This window comes from Desulfosporosinus hippei DSM 8344 (assembly GCF_900100785.1).
Taxonomy (GTDB): domain Bacteria; phylum Bacillota; class Desulfitobacteriia; order Desulfitobacteriales; family Desulfitobacteriaceae; genus Desulfosporosinus; species Desulfosporosinus hippei.
Genome location: NZ_FNCP01000017.1, coordinates 88868 through 113131, shown reverse-complemented (window position 1 = coordinate 113131; position 24264 = coordinate 88868). Strand labels below are relative to the sequence as shown.

Sequence of the window (24264 nt, the reverse complement as noted above, 5' to 3'; positions counted from 1 at the left end):
TTACGAATCACTTAGTCAACTACATAACTGGATCAGTGCATTGCCCAGTTATATCAAGGCTTTATTCGCACAACTGCGGTGCGAAAGTTGAGTTATTTATAAATTAGTCCCTTTACGTTATATAGTAAAACTTCTACTTAATTATTTAAAAATTCTAAAAAATAAAAGAATTATGGCAGGAGTAAATAGATCAAGAGCGAATTGTTTTAAAGGGCATAGCATTTACAAGTATCGTTAAATATGGGAGGAAAACTTATGGCTCTTAAAGTAAAAGTAGGTATAGTTGGTATGGGCCAGGGGGGGGCATCCATTTATAAAACGTTACGTAGCATAGAACATATTGAGATAGCCGCCGTGTGTGATTGTGCTGAAACTGCCCAGGGTATGCAGCTTGCTAGATTGGATAGAGTGAAAACTCTTTCATCCCTGGATGACTTATTCAAAATCACAAATTTGGACGTAATTATTGAAGCAACCGGACTTGAGTATGTTCGGGAACAAATAAATAGTTATAAAGAAAAATCCTGCGTAGTAATAGAAGCTCAGGGTGCAAATCTGATGATGCACCTTATTGAAGAGAAAGAGAAGCTGGCGGATATTAAGCGTTTAAAAGGGGAACTTGATGCCATCCTGAACTCTGTCCAGGAAGCCATTGAAGTAGCCAGTATCGATGGAAATATCAAATACGTTAATCCATCATTTAGTCGCGTGACGGCAATTCCTGCCGGGCAGCGAATTGGCAATAATATTTTTGAGGTTTCTCCAAACGGTGCTCTTGCCCGTTCCCTTCGAACCCATGAAGCCGTATTTGCCCATCGTGCAGTTGTTGGAGGTGCTGATGTAGAGGTTGTGGCTAATGCATCTCCTATTGTCGTTGAAGGCAAAATGGAAGGTGCTGTTGTAGTTTTTCAACCTTTGACGGATATTTACAAGTTAATGGAACAATTAAGGGCCTCAAACCGAGTCATTGACGATTTACAGACCCGAATTAATCAGATATCCACCAGTTCATACACCTTTGATGACATAATCGGAAGCCACCCGGAATTTGAAAGTGCTTTGGATTTGGCTCGCAAGGCAGCTAAAAGCAATTCGACAATACTGATTACCGGGGAATCAGGTACAGGAAAAGAGCTATTTGCACATGCGATTCATGCCTCAAGCCTACGCCTCGATAAGCCATTTATTAAAGTCAACTGTGCTGCTATCCCGGAGACTCTTCTCGAAAGTGAATTTTTTGGACATGAAAAGGGGGCATTTACGGGGGCTTTAAAAACTAAACTTGGCAAGATGGAGTTGGCAAATGGAGGCACTATCTTCTTAGATGAGATTGGAGATATGAACCTTCATCTGCAAGCTAAGTTATTAAGAGTGTTACAAGAAATGGAGTTTGAAAGAGTTGGAGGGTCACAGACAATTAAAGTGGATGTACGAGTCATTGCAGCTACGAATCGAAATTTACTGCAAATGGCCAAGCAAGGAGATTTTCGAGAAGATCTCTTTTACCGACTCAATGTTGTTGAATTAGGCTTGCCGTCACTCCGAAATCACAAGGAAGACATTCCGGCATATGTGCATTCTCTTATAGCCAAGTTTAATCGGAAATTCGGAAAACACGTCAAGGGATTAACTACTAAAGCAGAAGAATTGTTAATGCAATATGAATGGCCGGGTAATATTCGCGAACTGCAGAATGTCATGGAAAGGGCAATGGTAACAGTTGATGAAGAAATAATCACCCACAAACAATTTCTCAATCTTGTAGAGTTTCCGCAAACCATACATCATGAGCAGATAATCGAAGAGATTATGCCTATTGAGCAAATGGAGAAGCACCTTATAAATATGGCCATAGAACGTTATGGGAATGCAGTAGAAGGGAAGAAGCAAGCTGCTAAAGCTTTAGGGATCTCTCTGGCAACACTCTATAATAAACTCAAGACAATGGGTTGATACAGAAAGGGATTGATCAGGAATAAGATAAGTTCCAATTATTAGAAGGGGCAAGCTTCTAAATTCTAGAAATTATAAATTTGATATGTATAATAAAAGAGTCATATAAACATTTTGTTCTAGGTGAAAGATAAAACCCCCAAATTACCTTAGGGTTGAATCCTAGACTACAAGCGAAGTAAAATTTTTTTGTATAAAAAATCAGAAAAGTTAAGCAATTCTAATATATTGGCATAGAGATTGCTATCTATAAGATATGCTAGTGTTTTAGCAATACCATAAATGGAGGGTAGAATCAAGATTCGGTGCGTAAGTAGAGGCATATGTAAAAATTAGATTTGGAAGAGAGGATTGAGTTAATGAGTCTAGCACAAGTGTCTAATCATCACTTTTTAATTCGAAGGGTTCATTCATTATTGGGTTTGGTTCCTATAGGATTTTTTCTAACGTTTCATCTGTTCCTTAATTTAACAGCTCTGGGGGGGCCGAAACAGTATGATTTAGTTATTAATACAATGCAAAGTTTCCCGGGAATTTTTATAGCTGAGTTGATTGTCATTTTTATACCTATTGCAGCCCATGCAATTTACGGTACTTGGGTGGTTTATACAGGTCAAACCAATGTTTTGCGCTACAAATATGCCAGGAATTGGTTCTATCTGATTCAGAGGATTTCGGGTCTTTACACCCTCGTCTTTGTCATTACCCATGTCTATCTTTTGCGATTTGGTGAGGCGAATTTTGCCACTCTTTCCGAATTTATGAGTCAACCCCTGGGATTAAGCTTTTATGTTTTAGGCGTTTTATTGGCAATCTTTCATTTTACCAACGGTTTATGGGCTTTTGCAATTACTTGGGGATTAACCGTCGGGCCGCATTCTCAGAGAGTATGGTTATATACATTAGGAGTTATATTTGTACTCATGTCCGTGATAGGTATGGCAGATATCTTTGCATTTTTGAAATAATGACTGCGTAATTACAGCTGCAGATAGACTTATAGGGAGTGGAGGGTTAGTTGATGAGCAAAGTCATCGTTGTTGGAGGCGGACTGGCGGGACTTATGGCTACGATTAAAATGGCTGAAGCGGGTACACAAGTTGATCTGTTTTCACTAGTACCTGTCAAGCGTTCACACTCCGTTTGTGCCCAAGGGGGAATTAACGGAGCTGTTAATACTAAAGGAGAAGGAGATTCAACCTGGAATCACTTTGACGATTCTATCTATGGAGGAGATTTTCTTGCTAATCAACCTCCGGTAAAGGCTATGTGTGATGAAGCACCGGGAATTATTCATTTAATGGATAGGATGGGAGTCATGTTCAGCCGAACCTCCGAAGGATTTCTGGATTTTCGTCGTTTTGGGGGAACAAAGTTTTGTCGAACTGCTTTTGCAGGGGCTACTACCGGTCAACAGCTGCTTTATGCGCTTGATGAGCAAGTTCGACGCTATGAGGTAGAAGGCTTAGTTCAAAAATATGAACATTGGGAATTACTCTCTGTAGTAATTAATGATGGAGTGTGCCAGGGAATCGTTGCGCAAAATCTCCGTGACATGAGTATTAAGTCCTTTCCGGCAGACGCTGTAATTGTGGCTACCGGCGGGCCGGGGGCAGTATTTGGTAAAAGTACAAATTCTACAATTTGTACAGGAAGTGCAGTGTCAGCATTATATCAACAAGGGATAAAATACGCTAACGGCGAGTTTATCCAAATTCACCCAACCGCTATTCCTGGAGACGATAAGCTTAGACTAATGTCTGAATCAGCTCGAGGAGAAGGCGGACGGGTGTGGACATACAAGAATGGGAAACCTTGGTATTTCTTGGAGGAAATGTATCCGGCTTATGGAAACCTGGTTCCGAGAGATATTGCAACTCGTGCAATTTATGAAGTGGTTTTTGACAAAGGACTAGGTATCAATGGTGAAAACATGGTTTATTTAGACCTTTCGCACATTGATCCAAACATACTGCAGATAAAATTGGGGGGAATCATAGAGATCTATGAAAAGTTCGTCGGAGATGATCCTAAAAAGGTTCCTATGAGAATTTTTCCGGCAGTACACTACTCTATGGGTGGACTTTGGGTGGACTATGATCAAATGACGAATATTCCGGGACTTTTTGCAGCTGGGGAATGTGAATATCAATATCATGGGGCAAATCGTTTAGGAGCAAATTCGCTGCTCTCTGCTATTTATGGGGGTATGGTAGCCGGCCCGAAGGCTTTGGAGTATATAAAGAAAACTAAAAGGTTGTCTCCCAGTGGCAAGGAGCAGGCATTTTTAAATGAAAAGAAACGCCAAGATGATCAATGGGCAAGTATATTAGCTATGAAAGGATCGGAAAACCCATTTCATATTCACAAAGAGCTCGGAGATATTATGACTCAAAACGTCACAGTCGTGCGCTATAACGATAAGTTAGCGGAAACTGATCGGGTAATCCAAGATCTAATGAAGCGCTGGCGTGATATCGGCAGAAGCGACAATATTGAATGGGGAACCCAAGAAGGTGCGTTTATTCGTCAACTATGGAATATGTTGGAACTAGCCAGAGTGATTACTTTGGGAGCCTTAAATCGCAACGAAAGCAGAGGCGCTCATTATAAACCGGATTACCCGGAACGTGATGATCAGAATTGGTTAAAAACTACCATCGCAACTTGGACACCGAGAGGCCCAGAACTGAGTTACGAAGCTGTTGACGTGTCATTAATTCCATTACGTGCTCGTCGCTATGACGTTGACAAATAGGAGGGGTGTAAGATGGCTGAGCAAAAAAAAATCCAAATAAAAATCCGCCGCCAAGACGGTCCTAATAAGCCCTTCCGCTGGGAAGAGTTTGAGATACCTTATCGAGAAAAGCTAAATGTTATTTCTTGCTTAATGGAGATACAGAAAAATCCGATTACTGCATCGGGGGTGAAAACGACCCCCGTGGTCTGGGAATGTAACTGCCTAGAGGAAGTGTGCGGTGCCTGTACAATGAATATTAATGGGCAAGGAAAGCAGGCATGTTCAGCCTTGATCGACCAACTTGAACAGCCAATTGTCCTTGAGCCGTTAACTAAATTCCCTATTGTTCGAGACTTGATGATTGATCGGCAAATCATGTTTGACCACCTAAAGACTGTTCATGCTTGGATACCAATTGATGGAACCTACAATTTGGGTTCGGGTCCAAGAATGGCTGAAGTTAAAAGACAATGGGCCTACGAATTGTCCAAATGTATGACTTGCGGATGTTGCATGGAGGCCTGCCCTCAAGTAAACCCCCGTTCAAAATTTATTGGTCCATCAGCTATTTCGCAAGTCCGACTATTTAATGCTCATCCAACCGGGGAAATGAATAAACATGAGAGGTTGTCAGCTTTGCTTGATGAGGGGGGAATCGCAGATTGTGGCAATTCTCAAAACTGTGTTCGTGCCTGTCCTAAGGAGATACCACTGACAACCAGCTTGGCAGATTTGAATCGGGAAGCAAATAAATTTGCCATTAACCGATGGTTGAGAAAATAAAATATTTGAAAAATTGTGAATTTATTTATATAATATGAATAGGATAGTATAAAAATGTGAGGTTCGATCAATTATAAGTAAAATGTACAAATTCAGGAAAAAGGAGATTCGAGTCTATGAAAACTCAACGAGAAGAAGCCTTGGCTCATCAGAATGATACGGTTTCATCAGCTGTTTTGTCTAATACCTTAGCCAATGATGAAGAGCTCAAAGTGCATCAGTTTACTCCGAGTTTATTTGGTCCATGTTGCACTGAAGGGTGTCAATATTGTCGTCCAAACTGTCACGAACAGAATGATAGCTCGAACTTCTTTTAACTGAATTTTTAGGGGAGAATAGATTGAACTGTAATGTTTTGGGGATTAGCTAGGCTAGTCCCTTTTACGTTTGGTATTTTATGGTTATATTCTTTACAGAAATGATTATATTAACACAGCAAAAGGAATAGGTATTTTAACTACTGCAACAACAGATACAATGAACCCAGGAAATTTATGTAATGATTTTTTGCACCTGAGATACCCTTTCGTTATAATAGGTAGGGAATACATGGTGCATTCTTGAAAGGTGTACTATATTAGCATTGGAAGGGAAGCAAACAATGATTGAGATTGGGAAATATTATAAACTTAAGATTGCAAACTTTACATCCTTTGGAGCATATTTAGATGCAGGTACCGGCATTCGTCACGATAATATCCTGCTACCGATCAAACAATTGCCGGAGGGGGCTAAAGAAGGTGATGAACTAGAGGTTTTTGTCTATCGTGACTCTGAAGAGCGATTAATTGCCACAACTCGAAAGCCATTGGCTAAGTTAGGGGATTTAGCCTATCTTAGGGTTAATGCAAAAACGAAAATTGGTGCCTTCTTAAATTGGGGACTGGAAAGAGACTTGCTTTTGCCATTCCGTGAACAGAAATACCCTATCGATGAAGGCAAAAGCTATTTGGTAAAAGTTTACTTAGACAAAAGTCAAAGACTAAGTGCTACAACTGAAATATACGAGTATTTGAACCCCGATTCACCCTATCAAAAGAATGATAAGGTTGTCGGCACAGTCTACTCTGTGAACCCCGAGATCGGGGTTTTTGTTGCGGTAGATAATATATACATGGGACTGATTCCTCTTAATGAGTGTTTTATAGAGCTAAAAGAAGGGGATCAAGTTGAAGCGAGAGTAATCCGAGTCCGAGAGGATGGTAAACTTGATTTATCTCCCAGAGAACTTAAACATATTCAAATGGAATCGGATACAGTGAAGATTCTGCAGGGAATAAAGGATCATGATGGATTTTTGGCCCTAAATGACAAAAGCAGCCCCATAGAAATCCAGAGCCGACTGAACATGAGTAAAGCTGCCTTTAAACGGGCCGTAGGTAAACTACTTAAAGAAAACAAGGTGATTCAAACTGAGGGCGGTTTGAAAGAGAAATAACCATAAAGAAAAACATCTAAAAGGAATCTTAATCTGTTAATGTTTAGTTGACTGAGAGAAGTGAAGGTATGAAAGTAATTGTGGATGCGGACGCCTGTCCCAAGTCAGTCTTACAGATTTGCATCAGGTTAGCCAGTGAACGTGCTATACCTGTTTGGACTGTAGCAAGTTTTAACCATAATATTGTCTCGGATCATCATATAGTCGTAGGAAACTCTTCACAAGAAGCAGATATCCGAGTAATAAATCTGGCTCAAGCAGGAGATATAGCTGTGACACAGGATTGGGGCCTAGCAGCAATGTTATTGGGAAAAGGGGTTAAGTGTTTAAATCCCATAGGCAAAGAGTTTAATCCGGCGACAATTGAATTTTTGCTTGAGGAACGAGAGGCGAAAGCAAAATTTCGTAGAAGTGGGGGCAGAACTAAAGGGCCTAAAAAGAGAACGTCGGATAATGACCGTCACTTTGAAGATTGTCTAAAGCAATGCCTAGATAATTGCATTCTTTAAGACTTTGATGTTTTTGCATGAATAAATAAGCAAAAAGACTTTGCACTTTTGCCAAATTTTGATTAAACTATGAGGTAGAGGCTCGACTTGACGGGCCACCTACTTATTTCAATTTCGTGGAGGTAAACAATGAGTACGGCAGTAGAAACTAAGGAATTCCAAACTGAGATCAGGCAATTGTTAGACATTGTTATTCATTCTCTTTATACAGATCGTGAAATTTTCTTAAGAGAGCTGATATCTAATGCAGCTGATGCAATGGAGAAACTGCGTTACACCCAATTAACCGGGCCGGAGGTTAAAGACCAAGACGCAGCGTTAGAAGTCCATATTGATACAGATGATAATTCACATACACTTACCATTACCGATACAGGTATTGGAATGACTAAGGAAGAGTTGGTTGGGAATTTAGGAACTATTGCCCATTCCGGCTCCAAAGAATTTATTAAACATTTAACCGATAAAGGGGATAAAAAAGATCTTAATTTAATTGGTCAATTCGGCGTAGGTTTTTATTCAGCCTTCATGGTAGCGGAAAAAGTGACCATTACTACTCGCTCCTATCACCTGAATGGGGAAACCTTTATTTGGGAGTCTGACGGCGTAGGGAGTTATACAATTACTGAAGGGGAGGATCGTGTTCGAGGAACAAAGATGGTTCTCCATTTAAAAGAAGATGCCTACGAATTTGCCAAGGAAGAAACCGTTCAACGGGTGATTAAGCAATACTCTAGTTTTGTACCATACCCAATTCTGGTTAATGGGCAAAAAGTAAATACAGTTGATGCTCTTTGGACTAAAAATAAAAATGAGATATCAGACAACGACTATAATGAATTTTATAAATTCATTGCTAATGCATACGATGAACCACTTTTGCGTCTCCATTTTTCGTCCGATGCTCCTTTGAATATTAATACTTTATTATTTGTTCCTAAAGAAAACTTCGAACAGTTTGGCTTTGGACGTACTGAGCCGGGAGTCAGCCTCTACTGCAAAAAAGTTCTTATCCAGGAAAAGTCGCCCCTGGTTTTACCTGAATGGCTGCGGTTTTTGAAAGGGGTAATAGATAGTGAAGAATTGCCTCTGAATATCTCAAGGGAAACAATGCAAGACAGTGCCTTAGTAAGTAAATTAAACAAAGTGGTTACTAGCCGCTTTCTTAAATTTCTTGATGGTCAGGCAACATCGGAACCGGAGAAGTTCAAAGAGTTTTGGGAGAAGTTTAATTTCTTTATTAAAGAAGGGGCAGCGAATGATTTTACTCACCAAAAAGAACTCGTTAAACTATTGCGCTTTGAGTCTTCAAGCACAAAAGCTGGGGAATTAGTATCTTTGGCTGAGTATATTGGTCGTATGAAAGAAGAACAATCTGCAATCTATTATGTCAATGGTCCTTCACGTGAAGTCATCGAGTCAGGTCCTTATTTAGAAGCATTTAGAGACAAAGGATTTGAAGTATTATATACCTACGCAGCAATTGACGACTATATCTTTGGCTCAATTAGAGAATATGAGGGTAAGAAACTTATTTCTGCCGATGAAGCTGAATTAGATTTAGGGGATCAAATTCAGCAGGAAAGAAGTGCGGATGCACTCTCAGAAGAAGATGTTTTAGCCTTAACTAGTTGGCTAAAAGAAGTACTCGGAGCTAAAGTGACTGAAGTGCGGGAATCTAAACGATTGGTTGACAGTCCGGCAGTAGTGTTCAGTCCGTTTGGGACTAACAGTATGCAGCGGATGATGCAGTTAGTTAATAAAGATCTTAATAAAGTAGGGCCAAGCGTTTTAGAGATTAACGCTGCGCACCCCATGATTAAACGACTGGATTATGCTCGTAGAAATGAAGATGCTTTTGCCCAAACTGCTGCTGAGCAAATATTCGAAAACGCTCAAATTGCAGCAGGTCTAATAGTTGACCCTCGCAGCATGGTTAATCGACTAAATGAAATTTTAGAGCGTGCTTTAGGATAGAATTTTAAATAGGGATTGTCTAGATGAATAAGAAAGAGCTATAATAATTCGTAGCTCTTTCTTGTTAATGATCGCAATACGATTATCTAATTGATCAATAGGAAATAAGAATTTTACAAGCCTAGTAAAATTCCTTAGACTGATAGTGATTATAAGAACAAATAACATTATATTTCCGGTCACTCACTCCTTTTGGATGAATCGTTGGAGACTTGCTCTTTAGGGAGGGGACACCATATTTTAAATATCAAGGTTAGTAGTTTAAGAGGGATAGCTGGGACTTTAACTATGTGAAAACGTTCTCAGGGGCAGGTCGATGTTGAAGCGAGTCATATTCAACATCGACTAAAATTGTGTTACAAAGACAATAAATGGTTCTACAACAAGGAGTGAGCTTTATTTTGGACATAAAATTTAATGAAATCTTAAAGGAAAAGAAGTCCGACATCTCGAAACGTTGGCTAGAGGTAATATTAGCATCCTATCCCAATGATAAATCGGGGTTTTTAATGAACCAACAAGATAGGTTTGCAAACCCAATTGGTTATACCTTCTCAACTGGGATTGACGGCATCTTAGAAGTGCTCGTTAAAGGAGAGGACTTTTCAGAAAGCATTTCTTTTCTCGAAGATATAATTAAGGTCAGGGCAATACAAGATTTTTCTCCCGCTAAAGCCATGGCGTTTATCTTCCAACTCAAAACTATTGTTCGAGAAGCGCTGGGTAAGGATATTGGGCAGAGTCAGATCAATCTTGCGTTATTAGAGTTTGAGTCGAAAATTGATGATCTGGCCCTCACTGCCTTTGATATATATGTAAAGTGTCGTGAGCAGATCTATGAACTAAGGACAGACGAACTAAAGCGGATGACCTTTACCCTGCTAAAGAAAGCCAATCTAATGTCCGAGATTCCAGTTCAAGAATTTGAACACAAAGACCAAAAATAAAGGAAGGAGGTCGTAGAGTGAAAGTCTTGTATTCTTTCATCACAGTCATTGTACTCATTATAGTGGCCAGTATTGGGGCGAGCATTGCAAATTTACACTATGTCTTTGGTATTATCATTCCTTATCTAGCCTTCATCATGTTTGTAGGTGGGTTCATTTACAGAGTCGTAAAGTGGGGGCGGTCACCGGTTCCCTTCCGAATTCCTACAACAATTGGACAACAAAAATCACTACCTTGGATTAAGCAAAATAAGATCGAAAATCCGTCAAGTGCATTTGGTGTTATTGTTAGAATGGCTATGGAAGTTCTCTTATTCCGTTCGTTATTCCGTAATACTAAGACTGAATTAAGAGAGGGACAAAACGGCCCTGAACTATCCTACGGCTCAGCAAAATGGCTTTGGTTAGGTAGTTTGTTTTTTCACTGGTCATTCCTGATAATCATTGTTAGGCATCTTAGGTTCTTTATGGATCCGGTTCCGTTCTTAGTTCAAGCCTTCGAGAGTGTTGATGGGATATTGCAAATAGGATTGCCTGCAATCTACTTGACAGACGTTTTTATTCTCATCGCAGTCACCTTTTTATTCTGCAGAAGACTTGTTGTTCCACAGGTTAGATATATTTCACTTCCTGCGGATTTTTTCCCGCTCTTTATGATTATGAGCATCGCTGGTACCGGTATTCTAATGCGCTATTTCTTTAAGGTAGACTTGGTTGCTGTTAAAGAATTAGCAATAGGATTAGCTACTTTCCAACCGGTTCTTCCAACAGACATTGGACCAATGTTTTTCATCCATATATTCCTGGTCAGCATACTCTTTGCTTATTTCCCCATGAGTAAGCTGATGCATATGGGTGGTATTTTCATGAGCCCAACCCGTAATATGATGAACAATAGTCGTATGGTAAGACACATTAATCCATGGAATTACGATGTTGAGGTTCATACCTATGAACACTATGAAGATGAATTCAGGGATAAGATGAAAAAAGCTGGTTTACCGGTAGAAAAGGAGTGATCGTGGATGGCACCGAAAGTTAAACTTCCTAAGCCGGGAGAATTATCTAAGATAGATTTTAAGACTCCGGCGACAGATTGGATGGATACGCCTGTTGAATTCAAACCGGGTACCTACTGTTGGGGAGCAAAAGAAAAAGACTTGTTGACATTAGGCCTACCCAACCCAAGACAATGGTCGCCAGCCGACGAGGACTGGAAAATACCTGAGGGATGGGAATCTACTATCCTAGATGGGATTGCAGAACGACTTAGTAAGTATCGCTCATTCAAGATTTTCATGGATATTTGTGTTAGATGTGGTGCCTGTGCCGATAAATGTCATTTCTATATCGCAACTGGTGACCCCAAGAACATGCCTGTCCTCAGAGCAGAATTGCTAAGATCAGTCTACAAGAAGTACTTCACAAAGTCCGGAAAGTTTCTCGGGCGTCTAGCTGGTGCTAGAGAACTTAATATGGATGTCTTAAAGGAATGGTGGTCATACTTTTTCCAATGTACAGAATGTCGTCGTTGCTCTGTCTTCTGTCCTTATGGTATTGACCAAGCTGAAGTTACGATTATTGGTCGGGAACTTCTTAATTTAGTCGGCTTAAATATTGACTGGATTGCAGGACCTGCGGCAGCCTGTTATATGAAAGGCAATCACCTTGGCTTAGAACCGCATGCAATTACAGGCAACATTGAGTCCATGGTTGATGATATTGAGGATATTACAGGAATTAGAGTAAATCCGACCTTCAACAGAAAAGGCGCCGAGATTATGTTCGTCACTCCGTCAGGGGATCTTTTAGGCGAGCCTGGGGTCTATACCTGTATGGGGTATCTCATGATGTTCCATGAGTTGGGGCTTGATTACACTTGGAGCACCTACGCTTCCGAGGGCGGCAACTTCGGTTTCTTCACTTCGAACGAAACTGCGAAGAGACTTAATTACAAGATCTATGCGGAAGCTAAGCGATTAGGCGTTAAATACATCATCGGCGGAGAATGCGGTCATATGTGGAGGGTTCTGAATCAATATATGGACACCTGGCATGGCCCTGCAGACTTCCTTGAAGTGCCGGTTTCGCCAATAACGGGTACTGTTTTTGAAAATGCCAAATCAACTAAAATGATCCATATTTCCGAGTTTACGGCTGACTTGATTAAGCACAATAAGCTGAATCTTGACCCAACTCGCAACGATCATCTGAAGGTAACCTTCCATGATTCCTGTAATCCATCGAGAGGAATGGGACTACTGGATGAACCTCGTGAAATTATTAAAGCTGTATGCAATAATTTCTATGAGATGCCTGAAAATACAATTCGTGAGAAGACATTCTGCTGTGGAAGCGGATCAGGATTAAATGCTTCTGAAAACATGGAACAGCGTATGAGAGGCGGATTCCCGAGAGCAAATGCAGTAAAGTATGTTAAAGAAAAACATGGAGTTAACATGCTGGCTAACATTTGTGCCGTGGATAGGGCTGCCTTACCTGCACTTATGGATTACTGGAATCCAGGGGTAGGAGTAACTGGTGTTACAGAATTGGTTGCTAATGCACTCGTGATGAAAGGCGAAAAAGAAAGAACTACAAACCTTCGCTTTGAAGATTTGCCGGGAAAAGGAGGTAATGAGTAATGTATAAAGGCGGTAAAATTATTGCTTCACTCATTATCTTTGCGGCACTTTTTACCATCCCATTCTTCTATAATATGGGGAAAGTTAATGCCGGACCGGATGTAGCACTTGATACACCAGCTATTCAACAATTATCCGATAAACAATGTGTCGAATCACCGGAATTTATGCGGGCCAATCATATGAAACTCCTCAATCAATGGAGAGAGGAAGCTGTGCGAAATGGCCAGACTGTATATATCAATAGTCAAGGAAAAGAATATCCAATCAGTCTTCAAGACACTTGCCTAAAATGTCATGCAAATGGATCGGCTTCGAAAGTAGCTCTTAGCAATCCGGCTTCTTCTACAACAGGAGTCAGCAACCCGGCGATAAATGAATCACCTGAATTTTGCGCTTCCTGTCACGATTATTCAGCTGTGAAGCCGAAATGTTGGAGTTGCCATTTTGAGCCAAAGGAGGCAGCGAAATGAGCATCAATAGACGACAATTTCTAAGAAGAGCTGGAATGGTCACTGCTTTAGGTATAGGAAGTTCTTTTGTTATCACAGGTTTTCGTAAAAAAGATGCTGCGGCTTCTGGATACACAAAGGCTGCAAAGGATATGCCTGCTAAACGTTGGGCTATGGTTGTTGATATGAGTAAATTCAAATCAGAAGCTGACATGGAAAAGGTAATTGAAGCCTGTCATAAGCTTCATAATGTTCCCAAATTCCCTAATACCAAAGATGAGATCAAATGGATTTGGAAAGATGATTATCATCATACCTTTGCTGGCGGGCATAATGAATATTTGGATGAGCATGTTATGCATAGCCCTTTTATGGTAACATGTAATCACTGTGAAAACCCACCTTGCGTTAGGGCGTGTCCCACAGAGGCCACATTTCAACGACCTGACGGTATTGTAGCTATGGATTTTCATCGATGTATTGGATGCCGATTCTGTATGGCTGCTTGTCCGTTTGGAGCAAGAAGTTTTAACTTTAAAGATCCCAGACCATTCATTGAAGAAGTTTCCACAGAATATCCAACAAGAACACCAGGTGTTGTAGAAAAATGTAATTTCTGCTACGAACGACTTGCAGATGGACTCATGCCTGCTTGTGTGGAAAAGTCTAATGGGGGATTAATATTCGGAGATTTGGATGACCCAAATTCAGAAGTGCGTAAAATTGTCAGCACGAAGCTTACAATTCGACGTAAGCCAGAACTGGGAACTCAGCCGAGTGTTTACTACCTAGTAGGAGGTGGCGAACATGCTTGAGAAAGCGCTATCCGGTAGTAAAAGATATTGGATATGGGTTACACTACTATTGGCGATCATCGCCGTAGGCTTCGTAGCCTATATGAACCAATTTAACAACGGTCTTGGTGTTACAGGAATGAGCAGAGATGTATCCTGGGGATTATACATTGCTCAGTTTACTTTCTTGGTTGGGGTCGCTGCTTCTGCGGTTATGCTTGTTTTACCTTATTACCTGCATGACTTTAAAAAGTTTGGTAAAATGGTCATCCTTGGAGAGTTTTTAGCAATTCCGGCTGTTATAATGTGTATGCTGTTTATTGTTGTCGACTTAGGACAGCCTATGCGTATCATGAATGTTATTCTTCATCCAAGTCCACATTCGGTTATGTTTTATGATATGATAGTCTTATGCGGATATCTTCTCATAAACCTCGTGGTTGGCTGGACAACTCTTGGCGCTGAACGTAAAGGCGCTCCATCACCAAAATGGGTTAAGCCTATCATCTATCTGTCGATCCCTTGGGCTGTTAGTATTCATACTGTCACAGCTTTCCTATACGCAGGTTTGCCAGGCAGACACCTTTGGCTGTCGGCTATTATGGCGGCACGCTTCCTTGCCTCAGCCTTCGCTGCAGGTCCCGCAATCTTGATTCTTCTCTGCTTTATTGTTAAGAAGGTCAGTAAATTCGACCCAGACCCGGGTGTTGGCGCAATCCAATCTCTGGTTAAGATCGTTAGATATGCTATGATTGCCAATGTGTTCTTCTATATCTTAGAGCTGTTCACAGCATTCTATAGCAATATCCCTGAATATAGCGCTCCTTTAAGGTATATATTCTTTGGTATGGACGGTCACTACAGTCTGGTTCCAATTATGTGGACTGCGGTAGTTTTAGCCTTTTTGGGAATTGCCATGCTTGTATTCCCAAGTACACGTATGAATAAGGCAACCTTAATTATAGGTTTGCTATCAATCATTATTGCAAACTGGATTGATAAAGGTATGATATTAATTGTAGCTGGATTTGTACCCAATTCTTTTGAGAGAGTTATTGAATACGCACCGACTCTTAATGAGATTTTGGTGACCTTAGCAGTCTACTCAATCGGGATGCTCCTCGTCACAATATTATACAAGGTTGCAATCTCAGTTAGAGAAGAGAAGGCAAATTAGTTTAATTGATGCTCTTTTGGTACCAGTTTGAGGTAGAATGGGAGTAATTCAGGTATATACTATACATCTTGAATTACCTCTCACTCAAACAGTATCAATTTTATAAACACACATAAGGAGGAATATTAATTATGGCTCAACTAGTAGTAGGAGATGCAACTGTTGAACTGGACGAAGACGGTTTTCTTGAGGATTTTGCAGTATGGAATGAAGATGTAGCTAAAGCACTTGCTGTCACAGAGGAAGTACCAGAGCTTACAGAAGAACACTGGGCAATGATCAACTATCTCAGAGGTTATTTTGATCAATTCGGTGTTGCTCCAATGGTTCGTAAAATGGTTAAAGACACAGGCTACGACCAAAAGAAAATTTATGAACTGTTCCCAGCTGGCCCTGGAAAAGGCGCTTGTAAAATTGCTGGACTTCCAAAACCAACTGGTTGCGTATAAGCTATTTGTTTTCATAGCTTAAATTATTAATATAAGTCGATCACTATATGTGATCGACTTATTTCTTGTTTAGAGTATTGTTTCATTCCTGTTTGTAATTGGTTAGCAAGTTAAAAATGAATCCACAAAAGAAGAAAACCTTGTCACCAAATAATCTAAATATAGTAAAATTTCCACAAGCACTCTCATTTATCTTAGTATGATAAATTTAACTGACTAATTGCAGGAGTTCTAGAGCAAAATGTAGAATGAGATCATATTTGATAGGAGTGTTTAAACTGGAATACCTTGAGTATGAAACAAAGATTGTTAGTTCAACGTCTTTCGACCCCTGGCATAATCTTGCTTTAGAAGAGTATTTATTTAGAGAGATTAAGCATAATCAAGTAATTTTATATCTGTGGCAAAACCAGAATACTGTAGTCATTGGAAGAAACCAGAATGCCTGGAAAGAATGTCGTTGTAATGAATTAGAACAGGCTGGTGGAAAGTTAGCTCGTCGTCTTTCAGGCGGAGGTGCGGTCTATCATGACTTAGGGAATCTAAACTTCACCTTCATTATGGACAGAGCCCAATATGATTTAGAAAAGCAGTTAAGTGTAATTTTAGAAGCTGTAAGGACATTTAATATTAATGCTCAATTCACAGGTCGTAATGACTTAACGGTAGAAGGGCGTAAGTTCTCTGGGAATGCTTTTTACTTTGAACGTGATAAAGCATATCATCACGGAACAATTTTGATTGACGTTGACGTAGCTAAACTCGCTGCTTACCTTCAAGTCTCAAAAGAAAAGATAGTATCTAAGGGAGTTGATTCCGTTCAGGCTAGGGTAGGGAACCTAAACCTATTTAGTTCGGAAATATCCATTGAGTCAATGAAAACTGCTCTAATGAAAAGTTTCCAAGATCTTTATGGCAAAGTTTCTGAACCTCCCATAATAATGAGCGATACAACATTTCCTCTTGAAAATCTATATAAGAAATACTCATCATGGGATTGGCTTTACGGTAAAACACCTAACTTTGATATGGTTCTTTCAACTCGGTTTCTTTGGGGTGGAATAGAGCTAGGTTTAACATTGTCAAATGGATTAATCAACGATGCTAAAATATATTCAGATGCAATGAATAGCCATTTAATAGACAGGATAGCTTTAACACTCCTAATGTTACCTTTGCAACTAGACTTAATAGTAAATGCGATCAGAGGAATCGATGTTGACCAAGAGGATCAAGTGATAATTGATGATCTAATAAATTGGCTTTTAAGTGGCGTGATCTAAGTAGGGGGTTAGACTTTATGGAACAACTGGAGTATCGTATTTTAAATGAGGAAAAAAACTATCCTGCACTTTATCATTTTAAAGCAATTCCAAAAGATGAAGTCATGGTTCGTTTTCTTGCTGACTATTTAGTAAAGGATGGAGTTGTGTACGAAAAAACATCAAATGCAATTGAAGCTCCATTATATCTAATCTATGTAAAATTGACACAAGACGAAAAACCTTTGTTGAAGAGTCCTCCTTCTAAGGTGAGTTTAGGTTATATTGCTCTTGAGATACGGGAATTTAGTGAATATGCATCCGAATATCCTATTATAACAAATTTAGAATTTGATTCATTATCTGATTTGGCGCTACTGGCCCAATGCAATTATTTTATGTTAGGTAATGAGGAGTGGGAAAAAACCTCATTTGAAGTTGATGAGGATCGACAAAGATATGTTCTCTATGCAATTAGAGTAAGTAAGTAAGTAAGTAAGTAAGTAAGTAAAGTAAAGTAAAGTTACATAGAGGGGAGAAAATAGGTGAACAAAAGTACTAAGTTGGTTAGTTTATTTCTCACGACAGCTCTAATTTTTGGCACTACTGCCTGTGCCCCACAACAGCAAGTTGTCTACGACGATGAAGGAAATCCAATTACAATCGAAGAAGAAGACGATGATGATGGCTTTTTCGGAAGGACCTTAGCTCCTTTAGGATTTTCTAAAAAGCATTCTTCAGGAGCAATCAAATCCGTAAAGCCCTCTGGTATAACCAGTGGTGGTTCAAGTTATCCAAATTCCAGCGGTACAGGGGCCTCGAATAGTTCGGGTATTACATCAGGAAGCAGTTCAGCGAAGGCTTCTGGCTCATCAGGATCAAGCGGTATTACAAGTGGGTCTCACGGGGGAATAGGCGGGGGTGGCTCTAGTGCCAGCTGAGCTGTCCTATTCAAAGCTCAGGGAACTGCTTTACACACCGTTAAGGACAGTTTTTTCTTGGGATCGTATAGATGGGGTAGAGTATGGATTGGCTGGAATTCATTATATAAGTCCTGAATTTCGCAAGGAAATTGCCTGGGCAACTGAAGCATTAGGTAAGATTTTTGCAAAAACTGTCTATGCTGTCCAAACTGCAGATGAAGCGCTATTGATGGAATTGGGAATTCCCAAGGAAGCGATCCCCGCAGCTCGTGTTGTTGTGAAGCCTGATCTGGTGACAGCCATAGGTCGTTTTGATTTCATTAACACCTCCGAAGGATTGAAAATGATAGAGTTTAACTCTGATACACCAACAAGTGTTGTCGAAGCGTTCTTTGTTAATCAAAAAGCAAGTTCATTTTTCGGCGCTCAAAGCCTAAATGAAGGGATGGAAGTTAATATCCGAGATGCTTTTAGAGAGATGCTTCAATCCTATAAAGAGCTTGGTTATGCTATAGATTCAATAGTGTTTAGTGCTTTGGGATGGCACGATGAGGACAGAGATACTGTGAAATACTTAATGAAGCAATCAGGACTCACAGCAAAATTTGTTCCTCTTGAAGACTTGAGGATCTTTGATGATCGATTGTGTGCATTAATTAACGATCAGCTCTTACCCATTGACGTATGGTATCGGCTTCATGCTTTAGAGAAACTAGTTGAAGATAAGGATGAAGTGGATAATTATCCAACGGGAGCTCATGTTCTTGATCTTGTAGCTAGAGAAAAGCTGGCAATAATTAACCCTCCATCAGCTTTTGCCGCTCAATCAAAGGCTCTTCTTAGTCTCATCTGGAATTTACACGAAGCAGGTGAGTTTTTTACTCCTACTGAGCATCACTTAATTGAAAAGTATATGCTTCCCACATACATGGAAAACCATTTCCTAGATAAGGCTGCGTATGTTACGAAACCGGTATTTGGGCGAGAAGGCGGAGCAGTTAGTTTATATGAATCAAACGGCGAGCTAGTTGAAAAAGACAATGATAGTTGTTATTGGGACCAGCCTATGGTCTTTCAGAAACGAGTCGAGATGGAAGAAGTTGAATGTAATACAGAGAATGGACTGTTTAGAGGCAGATTGCTTTGGGGTTCCTTCTTAGTTGGAGGAAAAGCATCTGCAATAAGTGCGCGGATAGGTGGTAGAATAACAGGCAATTTAGCATGCTATTTACCTACCGGAGTAAAACAAGTTGAACGTTCTTACAAAGAATAACTGAAAAGGTTGAGGTGGGAATATACATGTATTTAATGAATTTTTTAATGTATTTAGGTGTAACGATTCCCTTAATGATTATCTCGATGGCTCTGTTTTCGGTAACTACACCCTATAAAGAATTTAAAATCCTTGCTGATGGGGATGATTTGGATAACCTACGTAAAGTGTCAGCAGCAAAAGCTGTGGCCTTTGATCTTGGCGGTAAAGTATTAGGAACAGCAATCTTGCTTGCCTCTGCCATTTACCACTCAATCGATCTCTGGGACATGATTGTTTGGACAATGACCGGAACTATTTCTCTAATCATAGTGTATTGGTTGTTTGAACTATTAACGCCTGCTATAAAAGTGCGGCAGGAAATTCCTAATGGGAATATTGCAGTAGGTATTTTCTCCTTTTGTTTAAGTGTTGCGACTGGAATTTTGATGGCTTCATTAATTAGTTATTAGTTCTTAGTCAATAGTCAATAGTCAATAGTCACTTAATTGATTGACTAAGAATCGATTAATAGCGCCATATGATCATAACTAATGTGGATTCCAACGTCGGAATAAGTATGCCGACTGGAATCCTAATTTTGTTTGTGGCTGAAATTGAGAAAAATAGTTTATAATTTGTTTATAGACTGTTTAGGGAAATTCAAGACTACTGGTTTAAACTATAGTTAGGATCTACAAAATATAAGGAGTTGGCATGGATGAAATTTAAGAAGAAAACAGCAACGCTTGTAAGTTTTACAGTAGGTACTCTGTTGTTAGCCACAACGGCTCTAGCTGATATTACAAGTAAAAGCGGATACGAGGAACTTAAGGACTCCATTAAACTAACAGCGGAGCAAACCAGTGAGAAATATGACAGCTTCACTTTGGACTTTTCTATGGCTCTCAAGGATAATGGAAAAACGATCATGAATAATAACGAAATAGGGAAGTTCGATAGAAAGAAAAGTGCTTCTGAAAGTATATCAACAGGCTTGAGTCTTAACGGAGATAAGAGTTCCTCCCAAAGCTATTCGGATAAAACCACTGTTATTCATACATCTGCCGGTGATCAAACTTATTACATAACTGAATATACCAAGGAAAGAAAAGAAGAAATTTTTAGTAATCCGTTTAAAGAGGAAGAAGCTGAAGATCTCGAAAAAATTGCTGACGCTCTCGTAGGCAGTCTAAAAGATCATGTTGTAGTCGCGGAAAATTCAGATGGAAGTAAAACTTTAACCGGTTCTCTTACTGAAGTACAAATTCCGTCCTTAATCAATGCTGTAGCATCATTTCAGTTAAAGCAAGAGTTTAACGGCAATGGCAATCAAGGAAGTAGCATGCCACATTTAACAAAGGATGTCTTTGTTAAAGAAGTAACAGGATCAGCTAAGGTAAACCCTGATGGAGTAATGGAGAGTATTCTAGGTACTGCAATATTATCAGGTAAAGATGAACAGGGAACAGTTCATGAGATTTCGATCGAGGCCCTAATTAAAGTTAAAGATATTAACTCCACTGAGGTTTCGAAACCAAATCTTGAAGGAAAGAAAGTAATCAAGAACGTTGCCAAAGATTATTCCGATTCTGAGATCTCCAATCCAGAGAAGTTTATCGGTAAGTTCAAAAATGATATCGTGATTGAGAAAGACGGAAAGTTCGTTAAAGTTGGTGAAAGGACCCTTGACATCACTAAGATGGATAATAAAAATGTTGCGGGTCGATATTCCGAGACATTCAAGCAAGGATTTGAAAATTATGCCTCCGATTTCAGTGAGCTAACCTTTGCTGCTCAAATTGAGAAGGATCAACGAGGAAATGCAGACTTTGAGAGTACCACCAAATCCGGTGAAAAAGTACGAGGCAACATTTATTTTAGTGAGTATGATGGGAAAGTAAACTTTAATATCCACAATATGAATTCGCCATATGCTGGAGGATTAATGTTTGATGCCTCGTTTAGCCCAGATTTAGATTAACAATATAAGCGCTAGCTGAGGACTGCCGGGATACTTCTCGGCAGTCGCCTTAGCTTCTCATGATGGAGGTCAGACATGGAAAAGGTTATTGAGATTATAAACTTGACGAAAACATACGGAAATGGTCGTGGAATATACGATTTAAATCTGGATATTTATAAAGGGGATATCTTTGGATTTCTTGGGCCCAATGGTGCCGGAAAAACAACGGCCATGAAAATCATGACTGGACTGATTCGACCGGAAAATGGGGATGTAAAAATCATGGGTCATAGTGTCATAGAAGAGTATGAAAAAGCTATGGCCAAGGTGGGATGTTTGATTGAAATTGCAGAGTCTTACCAATTCTTAAGTGCCTTTGAAAATCTGAAACAAATAGCTCGTTATTATCCCGATGTAGATAATAAAAGAATTGATGAGGTCTTAGAACTAACCGGCATGTACAAATTTAAACATGAAAAGACGAAAAAATTCTCTTTAGGGATGAAGCAACGCTTAGGTCTGGCTGCCGCCGTATTATCGAGACCAAAGGTTGTTATTCTTGATGAGCCTCTAAATGGGCTTGATGTCGAGGGAATGATTGATATTCGTAAAATGATTCAGAGCTTAGCGGAAAAGGAACAAACGACATTTTTTATTTCCAGTCACTTAATTCACGATGTGGAGTTAACCTGTAACCGAATCGGTGTAATCTACAATGGAAGAATACTAAATGTCGAAAATACTGATGCGATTTTAAAGAACTATGCGACACTTGAAAATTACTTTGTAAGTGAGGTAGAGAGAAATGGCCGTGTTTCAAGCAGCGCTTCTAAATGAAATTGAGAAGCTCTACAGAAAGAAAAAAGTATTAGTTGCCATTTTGCTGTCTCTTGCCGTAATTGTTATCGGACAGTTGGTGATTGTGGGAGTAAGAAGTGGATTTGGACTTAGAGGAACGGGAAGTGTAGAATTTCCTATGCTCGTTTTGTCTGTAGTAGTGAACACCATATTGCCCTTGTTTACAGCATTGGTAACAATTGACAGTTTTTCGGGAGAGTTTAGCCAAAACAGTATGCGCATTACTCTTACTCGACCTATCAGTAGGTTTAAGATCTATACAGCTAAGATTACATCAATAGTCTTATTTATCTTGGGAGCGCTTCTTCTTCTGCTTGTTTTTTCAATGCTTGCAGGATTTATATTCAATGCCAATTCAGCGTCCTTTGATTCTTTGGGGAGAACAGTCTTTTCCTACCTGGTTAGTATTCTTCCCATGACAGTTTTAGCCTTAGGAATTGTTCTCTTAGCGAATATCTTTAGGAGTGGAATTGCCGTATTTTTCATATCAATCTTAATCTTTCTCGCGTTTAAGGTACTGGGGTTACTCTTTTCCCAGTATTCTAGTTTATTCTTGACTACCCAACTTGATTGGTATAATCTATTTTTGGTTAATTCATTTCCTCTTGCTAAGATCGCCCGTCAGTTTCTAATAATGCTGGGATCTGGAATTATGTTGTTCTCGGCAGGTTTCTATATCTTTGATAAAAAAGAATTCTAAGGTGACGACGTCATGAAGCTTAAAACACGTTTAATTTTAGCTAATGCATCGACAGTAGTGATCCCAATGATTACTACTGTTATTATTGCGTTGGCTGTTTTTTTTGTATTTGGCAAATTATTCGGAATTGGTTTTTCTTATGAGCACCAGCAAAAGCAGTCAATGCTTAAGTTCGAGTTAATAAGTGAAACTAGTACTTGGAGGAGAACACCTGAGGTCTTCGATGAAATAAGTTATCAGAAATACTTGTTAGAGCAACTTCAAGCAATACATGGCGAGTTGCTTTTAATAAAGGATGATGACATTAAATTTTCATCCAGGAGTTTTTCGAAAATTGAGGTGGCCAAAGCTCTAGAAGTAAGCGACATCGCTGGAAAAAGTGAACATTTAAGTATTGATAATACCTCTTATTCAGTTCAGAAGGTTGATATTAATTACAAAGATGGATCTTTAGGAGTTGCTTTGTTGCTTCTGCCTGTAGATCATGAGAATAGTATGAACAGTTTACTATTATTGCTGGTTGTATCATTTATTCTGACCTTTGTGTTCACAAATATTATCGTTCTCTATCAATTTTCTCGAAGCATTATTAATCCTCTCCACACCTTGCAAAGCGCTGCAGCGGAAATTTCCAAGGGGAATCTAGATTACTCGATTGGAGAGGAAGGGGATAAGGAGATACAGGCATTATGCCGTGATTTAGAACTCATGCGTATTAAACTTAAAGACTCAGTTCACACTCAATTAAAGTATGAAGATAATCGTAAACTGCTGGTTTCGAGTATTTCGCATGACTTAAAAACGCCTGTAACATCGATAAAAGGATATGTAGAAGGGATTTTAGACGGAATAGCAAGTAATCCAGAGAAGATTGAGCGCTACTTAAAAACTATTGCCTTAAAAGCACATCAAATTGATCAAATGATTGATGATCTCCTCCTCTATGCTAAGTTAGATTTAAACCAAATTCCTTTTGATTTTGAAAGAATAGATATTGTAGATTATCTCCAGTCTTGTATTTTAGAAAATGAACCCGAGTTAGAACGTAACAATATCAAAGTTTCTTTTTCTAATGAATTGAATCAGCAACAACACGTGTTAATAGATCGTGAACGAATGAGACGTGTCATTATGAACATTTTGGATAACTCTTGCAAATACATGAGCCCTGGTCAGGGTGAAATCTCAGTTTTTCTTCGAGATACCATATCAAGTATAATTATCGAGCTGCGTGATAACGGATCAGGGATTAAGGAGCAAGATTTACCTCATATTTTTGATCGATTTTATCGATCAGATGCAGCACGCAGCAAAGGCAGCGGTTTAGGGCTGGCTATTGCCAAGCAGATTATTGAAGGGCATAATGGTAGAGTATGGGCCGTCAGTCATGGAAAAGAAGGGACTAGTATCATGATCTCACTGAGTAAGTCATGATGGGG

The 24264-nt window shown here is 39.5% G+C and carries 24 protein-coding genes; all 24 read left to right on the top strand.

The features are described 5' to 3' along the window. The first annotated feature begins 255 nt into the window (after positions 1–255). The 24 genes from BLS16_RS14875 to BLS16_RS14760 all read left to right on the top strand — a co-directional run bounded on the left by BLS16_RS14875 (position 256) and on the right by BLS16_RS14760 (position 24259). Entirely contained in the window at positions 256–1953 is a 1698-nt protein-coding gene (locus BLS16_RS14875; RefSeq protein WP_092334480.1) for a sigma 54-interacting transcriptional regulator, read from the top strand. Positions 1954–2312: 359 nt separating this feature from the next. Beyond that, positions 2313–2921 (top strand): succinate dehydrogenase cytochrome b558 subunit, encoded by a 609-nt coding sequence (locus BLS16_RS14870; RefSeq protein WP_092334479.1) that lies wholly within the window; start codon positions 2313–2315, stop codon positions 2919–2921. 53 nt (positions 2922–2974) lie between these two features. Continuing rightward, entirely contained in the window at positions 2975–4711 is a 1737-nt protein-coding gene (gene sdhA / locus BLS16_RS14865; RefSeq protein ID WP_092334478.1) for a succinate dehydrogenase flavoprotein subunit, read from the top strand. Positions 4712–4723: 12 nt separating this feature from the next. After that, positions 4724–5476, top strand: coding sequence for a succinate dehydrogenase iron-sulfur subunit (gene sdhB / locus BLS16_RS14860; protein ID WP_092334477.1), 753 nt, complete (start codon positions 4724–4726; stop codon positions 5474–5476). A 116-nt stretch (positions 5477–5592) separates the two neighbouring features. Further along, entirely contained in the window at positions 5593–5793 is a 201-nt protein-coding gene (locus BLS16_RS14855; RefSeq protein ID WP_092334476.1) for a hypothetical protein, read from the top strand. A gap of 284 nt (positions 5794–6077) precedes the next feature. Next, the gene (locus BLS16_RS14850) at positions 6078–6914 is read left to right on the top strand and encodes a CvfB family protein (RefSeq protein WP_092334475.1); all 837 of its coding nucleotides are present in this window, start codon (positions 6078–6080) and stop codon (positions 6912–6914) included. Positions 6915–6982: 68 nt separating this feature from the next. Continuing rightward, on the top strand, positions 6983–7423 hold the full coding sequence (locus BLS16_RS14845) for a YaiI/YqxD family protein (protein WP_092334474.1): 441 nt from the start codon (positions 6983–6985) through the stop codon (positions 7421–7423). A gap of 129 nt (positions 7424–7552) precedes the next feature. Beyond that, positions 7553–9400 carry a molecular chaperone HtpG gene (htpG, locus tag BLS16_RS14840; RefSeq protein WP_092334473.1) on the top strand — a complete coding sequence of 616 codons (1848 nt, stop codon included), beginning with the start codon at positions 7553–7555 and terminating at the stop codon, positions 9398–9400. 401 nt (positions 9401–9801) lie between these two features. Continuing rightward, positions 9802–10347: an RsbRD N-terminal domain-containing protein gene (locus BLS16_RS14835; RefSeq protein WP_092334472.1), complete on the top strand. Its 546-nt coding sequence runs from the start codon at positions 9802–9804 to the stop codon at positions 10345–10347. Positions 10348–10364: 17 nt separating this feature from the next. Beyond that, positions 10365–11366 (top strand): sulfate reduction electron transfer complex DsrMKJOP subunit DsrM, encoded by a 1002-nt coding sequence (gene dsrM / locus BLS16_RS14830; protein ID WP_092334471.1) that lies wholly within the window; start codon positions 10365–10367, stop codon positions 11364–11366. A 6-nt stretch (positions 11367–11372) separates the two neighbouring features. Then, complete coding sequence (gene dsrK / locus BLS16_RS14825; protein ID WP_092334470.1) at positions 11373–12992, top strand: sulfate reduction electron transfer complex DsrMKJOP subunit DsrK; 1620 nt, start codon at positions 11373–11375, stop codon at positions 12990–12992. Next, positions 12992–13465 carry a sulfate reduction electron transfer complex DsrMKJOP subunit DsrJ gene (dsrJ, locus tag BLS16_RS14820; RefSeq protein WP_092334469.1) on the top strand — a complete coding sequence of 158 codons (474 nt, stop codon included), beginning with the start codon at positions 12992–12994 and terminating at the stop codon, positions 13463–13465. Before dsrK ends, dsrJ begins: the two co-directional genes overlap by 1 nt. Then, positions 13462–14259 (top strand): sulfate reduction electron transfer complex DsrMKJOP subunit DsrO, encoded by a 798-nt coding sequence (dsrO, locus tag BLS16_RS14815; RefSeq protein WP_092334468.1) that lies wholly within the window; start codon positions 13462–13464, stop codon positions 14257–14259. Before dsrJ ends, dsrO begins: the two co-directional genes overlap by 4 nt. Next, positions 14252–15415 (top strand): sulfate reduction electron transfer complex DsrMKJOP subunit DsrP, encoded by a 1164-nt coding sequence (gene dsrP / locus BLS16_RS14810; RefSeq protein ID WP_092334467.1) that lies wholly within the window; start codon positions 14252–14254, stop codon positions 15413–15415. Before dsrO ends, dsrP begins: the two co-directional genes overlap by 8 nt. A 131-nt stretch (positions 15416–15546) precedes the next feature. Further along, positions 15547–15864 (top strand): TusE/DsrC/DsvC family sulfur relay protein, encoded by a 318-nt coding sequence (locus BLS16_RS14805; RefSeq protein ID WP_034602307.1) that lies wholly within the window; start codon positions 15547–15549, stop codon positions 15862–15864. 278 nt (positions 15865–16142) lie between these two features. Next, entirely contained in the window at positions 16143–17147 is a 1005-nt protein-coding gene (gene lplA, locus BLS16_RS14800) for a lipoate--protein ligase (RefSeq protein ID WP_242876303.1), read from the top strand. A 17-nt stretch (positions 17148–17164) separates the two neighbouring features. Continuing rightward, entirely contained in the window at positions 17165–17617 is a 453-nt protein-coding gene (locus BLS16_RS14795) for a hypothetical protein (RefSeq protein WP_092334465.1), read from the top strand. A 54-nt stretch (positions 17618–17671) separates the two neighbouring features. Beyond that, complete coding sequence (locus BLS16_RS14790; protein ID WP_092334464.1) at positions 17672–18067, top strand: hypothetical protein; 396 nt, start codon at positions 17672–17674, stop codon at positions 18065–18067. Next, entirely contained in the window at positions 18057–19322 is a 1266-nt protein-coding gene (locus BLS16_RS14785) for a glutathionylspermidine synthase family protein (protein ID WP_092334463.1), read from the top strand. Before BLS16_RS14790 ends, BLS16_RS14785 begins: the two co-directional genes overlap by 11 nt. Positions 19323–19348: 26 nt before the next feature. Further along, positions 19349–19774, top strand: coding sequence for a DUF350 domain-containing protein (locus BLS16_RS14780; protein ID WP_092334461.1), 426 nt, complete (start codon positions 19349–19351; stop codon positions 19772–19774). A 248-nt stretch (positions 19775–20022) separates the two neighbouring features. Beyond that, positions 20023–21285: a hypothetical protein gene (locus tag BLS16_RS14775; protein ID WP_092334459.1), complete on the top strand. Its 1263-nt coding sequence runs from the start codon at positions 20023–20025 to the stop codon at positions 21283–21285. A gap of 75 nt (positions 21286–21360) precedes the next feature. Next, positions 21361–22104, top strand: a complete 744-nt coding sequence (locus tag BLS16_RS14770; RefSeq protein ID WP_092334457.1) for an ABC transporter ATP-binding protein — start codon at positions 21361–21363, stop codon at positions 22102–22104. After that, on the top strand, positions 22073–22825 hold the full coding sequence (locus tag BLS16_RS14765; protein WP_034598756.1) for an ABC transporter permease: 753 nt from the start codon (positions 22073–22075) through the stop codon (positions 22823–22825). The genes BLS16_RS14770 and BLS16_RS14765 overlap by 32 nt, the downstream gene beginning before the upstream one ends. 12 nt (positions 22826–22837) lie before the next feature. Next, positions 22838–24259, top strand: a complete 1422-nt coding sequence (locus BLS16_RS14760) for a sensor histidine kinase (RefSeq protein WP_092334455.1) — start codon at positions 22838–22840, stop codon at positions 24257–24259. Positions 24260–24264 lie beyond the last annotated feature (5 nt).